Consider the following 6,000-nt stretch of genomic DNA (forward strand, 5'->3'; position numbering starts at 1 on the left):
ACCGGGCGCTGGGCCTGTTTATCCGTCAAGCTCGCAAGCGGCGCGATGCACCGCCCGGGAAATGCTAGATGGTGAGCTGGGGTTGTGGAGGTGGCGATTCCGGCGGTAGCGGCTGGCTCTCGAGCCTGCTGGCACTCGCGGAAAGGTACTGAGGCGCAACAAAAAGCGATTCTGTTTGCGCAAGTCCCGCAGCGGTGAGCGCCAGCGGCGGGAGACAATTCATAGCAACAAGACAATCGAGTGTCATCTCGCGGCAAGGCCCGTGCTGATCGACCTTGTCCTTATCGGCGATCACCTGCCCGGGCATTGGGTGATTGGGCATGCCTTGCACCATTTCAGCGCAATCAGTCGTTCCGGCCACTTCAATCTGCGGAACAGCTGCCTGTGCTGCGACCTGCACAAACAGGCCGAAGCTGAAGCAGATCAAAGTAAGAGCACGAATATACGTCACCGGTTTGGGATAGTCCGAACGCATACGACGTGCAAGTCGGTTATCAGGCTGAAGACAAAGGCCAGATTTATGTTTTCGCTTCAGCAAACCCGAAGCCCAAACCTATTGCCCAAATTTGCCTAACAGCAACCTGACTTTGACGCTTCCTCGGTGGGTTCCGATACCTCACGCACCAGATCGCCGGTCTCTTTTTCGTTCGCATGCCGAGCAATGTCGGCTTGTGAAACGATGCCGCAACATTTGCCACTCTCGTCCACAACAGGAAGCCGCCGAACTTTGTTGTCCTCCATTTTGCTGCGACAATCATCGACACTCGTGTCGGGTGTCACAGTAATCGGAGAGCTTGTCATCACGTCTTCTACCGACGTGTCAGAAGACTTGCCGTCTGCAACGCAGCGACAAGCAATGTCACGATCGGTAATCACACCGACAAGTGTGCCGGAATCATCTACAACCGGAATTTCGCCGCAGTCGTTTTTCACCATGAGATTAGCGGCCTCCCGTACACTGGTCGAAGGATTGCAGCATGCAGGATTCGAGGTCATCACATTCTTGGCTTCCATGATATGTCTCCAATTTCTATTAAATACCTGAATATTTGCGTACCATTGCAACGGCGAGGCGCCGGATAATGTTCCTCTCGCATTTCCGGATGAAATCGATATGGACGAACGGGCACGGTCATGCCGAACGAAAGCTGTAGAATGGCATTCGCCACCTCATGGAAGGCGCTAGCATCTGAATAGGCCTTACCCAGAAGCCCAGGAATACAGAAGTATGGGTCCGCCGAGAGGCGTGAGGCACAGGCACCGGCCCGCTTCATTGCTCTTCACAGTCTCCGCTGCGATAGCCGCCCTAATGCAAATGTCTGCCCGCTTTATGAAGAATTCGCGGCCATCTCTCGTCTCAGTCTTCATGATGTTGAAGATCGGGTAGCAGCGATAAGTCACTGCTCTTTCAATAGACCGTGTGCGGGACAATCATCGAACGCTCCTATCGATCTGATCGAAAACCACCCTCTGGCCAATTCCAGACGGCCATTTTTTCAAAGCTCATATCCGCCATCGTGTAGGCGATCCCGCCGACACCAAGGCCGGAGCGGCGCAGGCCTGCAAAGGGCATCCAGTCCACGCGGAATGCCGTATGGTCGTTCACCATCACAGCCGATCCAGCCAGAGAGCCGATGCTATGATTGGCGATTGACAGCCGATCGGTGAATACAGCGGCCTGAAAGGCGTAAGGCAGGGCATTGGCCTGCTCGATAGCCAGGTCGATATCGTCATAGCCATACACGCAGATCACGGGGCCGAAGATTTCTTGCCGGGACACATTGGCACTTTCGGGAGGATCGAGAATGACGGTCGGAGAGAAAAGAGTGTCACTCAGACGGCTTCCCCCGCACACCAGGGTGCCGCCTGCTGCGATGGCATCATCGACCCAGCGTTCGACGCGGTCGACTTCCTCCGTCCGGATCAAGGGGCCGCATTGGGTTTCAGCAACGGCGGGATCGCCCACGACGAGCTTTTCGGCAGCTCGCCCTAGGTCATTGGCGAAGTCTTTCAATTCTGCAGCAGGGACGAATACGCGCTGTACGGAAACGCAGACCTGACCCGAATGATAGAACCCGCCTTTGAGCAACGAGGCGATCACTGCTGCGCGCTCCACGCCGCTGTCCACGATTACCGGCGCCGCACCGCCGTGCTCGAGAGCAATGCGGGTTCCCGGCGCCAGCTTCGAGCGAAGCATCCAGCCGATTTTCGCAGAACCGATGAATGAGAAGAACGCCGTGCGCGAATCGGTTACCATTCTTTCGGCGATGTCGTTGCCGCAAGGTGCGAACCGGCACCAGGCCTCAGGCAGGCCGGCTTCATGGAGAATGCTCACGAAGCTCTGGCATGACAGAGGTGTTTCCAGCGCAGGCTTGATAAGAACGGGGCACCCGGCTGCTACCGCCGGTCCAACCTGATGGACGATCAGGTTGAGGGGGTGATTGAATGCCGAGATCGCCACGACAGGACCGATCGGCTCGCGGAATGTATACGCCGTCCTACCCGCACCCGCTTCTGTCAGGTCCATGGGGATCTCGTGGCCCCCGCCATCGCTCAGCGCCTGAACGCACAAGTCGACGCTATTGATCGCGCGACCGGCTTCCACCCGCGCATCGACCAGGGGCTTGCCGCCCTCCCTGACGATCTGGAGAGCCAGTTCTTCGGCTCGTTCGCGCATGATATCCGCCGTTCGCCGGAGGATGGCGATACGCTCATGCACAGCAAGCCAGCAACTGCGTTCGCGGTGGAGCAACTGCGCTTCATTCAGCCATTCATCGATTTGAGCCCAGTCGACAAGCGCCACTTCTGCAATCGGCGAGCGGTCGAAGGGATTGTGAACGATCGTTTTCATAGCTCGCACACCTTCGCGCCGAGTTCGTCGATCAGCACTTTCTTGTTTTCGGAATAGTCGACGGGCAGGTCGACAAGGTGCACGCCGCCAGCCTCGAATGCGGCGTTCAGGACCGAAACCAGATCCGCGCTTCGCTCGACACGGTGGCCGGTCGCTCCATAGCTCTTGGCATAAGTGACAAAGTCGGGATTGGAAAAGGTCAGGCCGTAGTCCGGAAAGCCGAGCTGGCCCTGCTTCCACCGGATCATGCCGTATGCCGCGTCGTTCAGGATGAGCACGACGAGGTTCAGGCCAAGCCTGACGGCCGTTTCCAGTTCCTGCGAGTTCATCATGAACCCGCCATCGCCGCACACCGCGAGAACCCTGCGCCCGGGCGTGAGAATCGCCGCCATCATGGCGGATGGAAGGCCCGCGCCCATCGTCGCCAATGCATTGTCGAGCAGAATGGTGCCAGGCTCATGAGCGATGTAGTTTCTAGCGAACCAGATCTTGTAGATGCCGTTGTCGAGCGCGACGATATCATCGCGTGCCATTACGCTGCGAACGTCGGCAACGACGCGTTGGGGAACCATTGGAAAACGGTCGTCGTCGCTGGTTTCGGAAATGTGCGAAGCAATCTCGTGATGCAGGGCGGTGTAGTAGCTGCGATCACACTGCAAGTTGCCATCCAAACGGTTTCCCAGCCGCTCGACCGAACCGGCAATGTCACCGATGACTTCCAGCTGCGGGAAATAGACCTGATCGACTTCGGCCGCCTTGTAATTGATATGAATGACAGTCTGACCGTCCGGCTCCATGAAGAATGGCGGCTTCTCCACCACGTCGTGACCGATATTGACGATCAGATCGGCCTTCTCGATCGCGCAGTGAACATAATCGTCCGAAGATAGGGCCGCGGTGCCCAGATAGAGTTCGCTATCTTCGTCGACCACGCCCTTGCCCATCTGGGTGTCGAAAAAGGGAAAACCGGTATCGGACACGAATTTCCGCAGCGCCTTCGAAGCGCGGCGGCGGTTTGCTCCGGCTCCGATTAGCAGCAGTGGCCGCTCAGCCGCGATGATCCGCTCGGCCGCTTCGTCGAGCGCCGCATCTCCGGCGACCGCATAACGCCTTTGATGCGGCGGTATGACCGGTTCGATCGTTTCCTCTTCAGCAATATCTTCCGGAAGCTCGAGCAGCACAGCGCCCGGTCTTTCTTCCTGAGCAAGTCGGAAACCTTCGCGAACGAGCGAGGGGATGCGATTGCCGTTCACGATCTGGGTCGAAGCCTTGCATAGCGGAGTAAACAGCGAAACAACGTCGACAATTTGGAACTGCGCCTGTTTCGATGTCTTTATCGGTTTCTGCCCGGTGATGATGATGAGCGGAAAGGCCCCGAGCGCGGCATAGGCCGCCGGAGTTGTCAGGTTCGTCGCACCAGGCCCGAGAGTTGCGAGGCAAACCCCCGCCTTGCCGGTCAGACGGCCATAGGTCGCCGCCATAAAGCCCGCACCTTGCTCATGGCGCGTCAATACCAATTCGATTGAGGACGTGCGCAGGGATTCCAGCAGGTCGAGGTTTTCTTCGCCGGGAACGGCAAAGATGTATTCCACCTTTTCAGCCTCTAATGCAGCGATAAACAAGTCAGAGGCTTTCATTTTCGATATTCCCTTTTCAGAAGCATGAATGCCCTACGGCAATGCTTTCTCACTACAACCGCAAAGAGAGTCACAGACGCAAGGAGCCTCGCCTCATTCGCACCATGCCGTTCAGCGAATGTTCTGAAATGCGCGTAGCCGCAAAAAGTATCCTAAAAACATGACCTTTGGATTTGGCAAGAAGGTAGGGACTCTGAAGCGTCCCGGGTTTTCCGGAGGCTCCTATTTGTGAGAAGGAGCCAGAATGAGCGCTACAAGGAACAAGTTTTCGCCAGAGTTTCGTGACCGCGCGGTGCGAATGGTGGATGAGCACCGGGGGGATTACCCGTCGGAATGGGCAGCGTTGTCTTCGATTGCCGGGAAGGTTGGCTGCACGACCGAGACGCTGCGCCGCTGGTGCCGTGAGGAGGCGAGCCGACGAGCGGGACCAGCGGCGCAGGCCGCCAGCGACCGGGACCGGGTCAAGGCGCTGGAACGCGAAGTGAAGGAGTTGCGCCGGGCCAACGAGATACTCCGCAAGGCATCCGCATATTTTGCTCAGGCGGAGCTCGACCGCCACGGCAAATGGTGATGTCGTTTATCGACACGCACCGTGAGGAACTGGGTATCGAGCCGATCTGCCGTGAACTGGCGATCGCCCCGTCCTCCTACCACGAGCATGCTGCCCGGCTTGCAGATCCTACCAGGCGTCCGGCCCGTGCCCGGCGCGATGATGAGATCAAGGAAGAGATCAGGCGTGTCCATGACAACAACTTTGGCCTCTACGGTTCCCGCAAGGTCTGGCACCAGTTACGCCGCGAGGGCATCGCTGTGGCCAAGTGCACCGTGGAACGGTTGATGCGCACCATGTCGCTGGCAGGCGTGCGACGAGGCAAGACGACGGTCACGACCGTCAGCAACCCCAAGGCGCCGTGCCCGCTCGACAAGGTCAACCGCGAGTTCCGCGTCAGCCGGCCGAACGCTTTGTGGGTGGTCGACTTTACCTATGTCCACACCTGGGCCGGGTTCGTCTACGTGGCATTTGTGATCGATGCCTATGCCCGCCGGATCGTGGGCTGGAAGGTCAGCACGTCGGCGACCGCCGGCTTCGTGCTCGATGCTCTGGAACAGGCGATCCATGCGCGCAGGCCTGGCCCTGATGACGGCCTGATCCATCACAGCGACAGGGGCGTCCAATATCTGGCCATGAACTACACCCAGCGCTTGGCAGAGGCCAACCTCGTCCCGTCCGTTGGCAGCGTTGGCGACAGTTACGACAACGCTTTGGCCGAGACGATCAACGGCCTCTACAAGGCGGAAGTGATCTGGCGGCAGCGATCATGGCCAAGCGTGTCGGCCGTGGAAATGGCAACGCTACGCTGGGTCGATTGGTTCAACAACCAGCGTCTGTTCGGCCCCATCGGGCACATCCCACCCGCTGAGGCCGAAGCCAATTACTATGCAGCTAGAGGGAACCTCGATATGGTCGCATGACTCAATTGAAACTGCCTCCGGAAAATCCGGGACGCTTCA

General features: G+C 58.3%; 5 protein-coding genes and 1 other annotated feature. Of the genes, 1 reads left to right on the top strand and 4 read right to left on the bottom strand.

Annotation, left to right across the window (positions count from 1 at the left end):
* Positions 1-64: 64 nt before the first annotated feature.
* The 4 genes from A9D13_RS17810 to A9D13_RS17820 all read right to left on the bottom strand — a co-directional run bounded on the left by A9D13_RS17810 (position 65) and on the right by A9D13_RS17820 (position 4,488).
* A complete protein-coding gene (locus A9D13_RS17810) occupies positions 65-475 on the bottom strand; it encodes a hypothetical protein (protein ID WP_010412715.1) in 411 nt (136 codons plus the stop codon).
* A 95-nt stretch (positions 476-570) separates the two neighbouring features.
* Entirely contained in the window at positions 571-1,014 is a 444-nt protein-coding gene (locus tag A9D13_RS20230; RefSeq protein ID WP_010412712.1) for a CBS domain-containing protein, read from the bottom strand.
* A 430-nt stretch (positions 1,015-1,444) separates the two neighbouring features.
* Complete coding sequence (locus tag A9D13_RS17815; protein WP_010412709.1) at positions 1,445-2,851, bottom strand: aldehyde dehydrogenase family protein; 1,407 nt, start codon at positions 2,849-2,851, stop codon at positions 1,445-1,447.
* Complete coding sequence (locus A9D13_RS17820) at positions 2,848-4,488, bottom strand: acetolactate synthase large subunit (RefSeq protein ID WP_011413840.1); 1,641 nt, start codon at positions 4,486-4,488, stop codon at positions 2,848-2,850. The genes A9D13_RS17815 and A9D13_RS17820 overlap by 4 nt, the downstream gene beginning before the upstream one ends.
* A 244-nt stretch (positions 4,489-4,732) precedes the next feature.
* On the opposite strand from A9D13_RS17820, the gene A9D13_RS17830 reads away from it, so the two are divergent.
* Positions 4,733-5,961, top strand: a protein-coding gene (locus A9D13_RS17830) for an IS3 family transposase (protein ID WP_373288794.1) whose coding sequence is annotated in 2 segments (ribosomal slippage) — positions 4,733-5,024 and positions 5,024-5,961 — 1,230 coding nt in all. Because the reading frame shifts where the segments join, the coding sequence is not laid out codon by codon here.
* Positions 5,014-5,128 (top strand) — a sequence feature (AL1L pseudoknot). (Overlaps the previous gene by 115 nt.)
* Positions 5,962-6,000: the final 39 nt, after the last annotated feature.

This window comes from Croceicoccus mobilis, assembly GCF_001661965.1.
GTDB classification, from domain to species: domain Bacteria; phylum Pseudomonadota; class Alphaproteobacteria; order Sphingomonadales; family Sphingomonadaceae; genus Croceicoccus; species Croceicoccus mobilis.

Coding starts and splice junctions, on each gene's coding strand:
- A9D13_RS17810 (WP_010412715.1), bottom strand. CDS start 475: ATGCGTTCGGACTATCCCAAACCGGTGACGTATATTCGTGCTCTTACT.
- A9D13_RS20230 (WP_010412712.1), bottom strand. CDS start 1,014: ATGGAAGCCAAGAATGTGATGACCTCGAATCCTGCATGCTGCAATCCT.
- A9D13_RS17815 (WP_010412709.1), bottom strand. CDS start 2,851: ATGAAAACGATCGTTCACAATCCCTTCGACCGCTCGCCGATTGCAGAA.
- A9D13_RS17820 (WP_011413840.1), bottom strand. CDS start 4,488: ATGAAAGCCTCTGACTTGTTTATCGCTGCATTAGAGGCTGAAAAGGTG.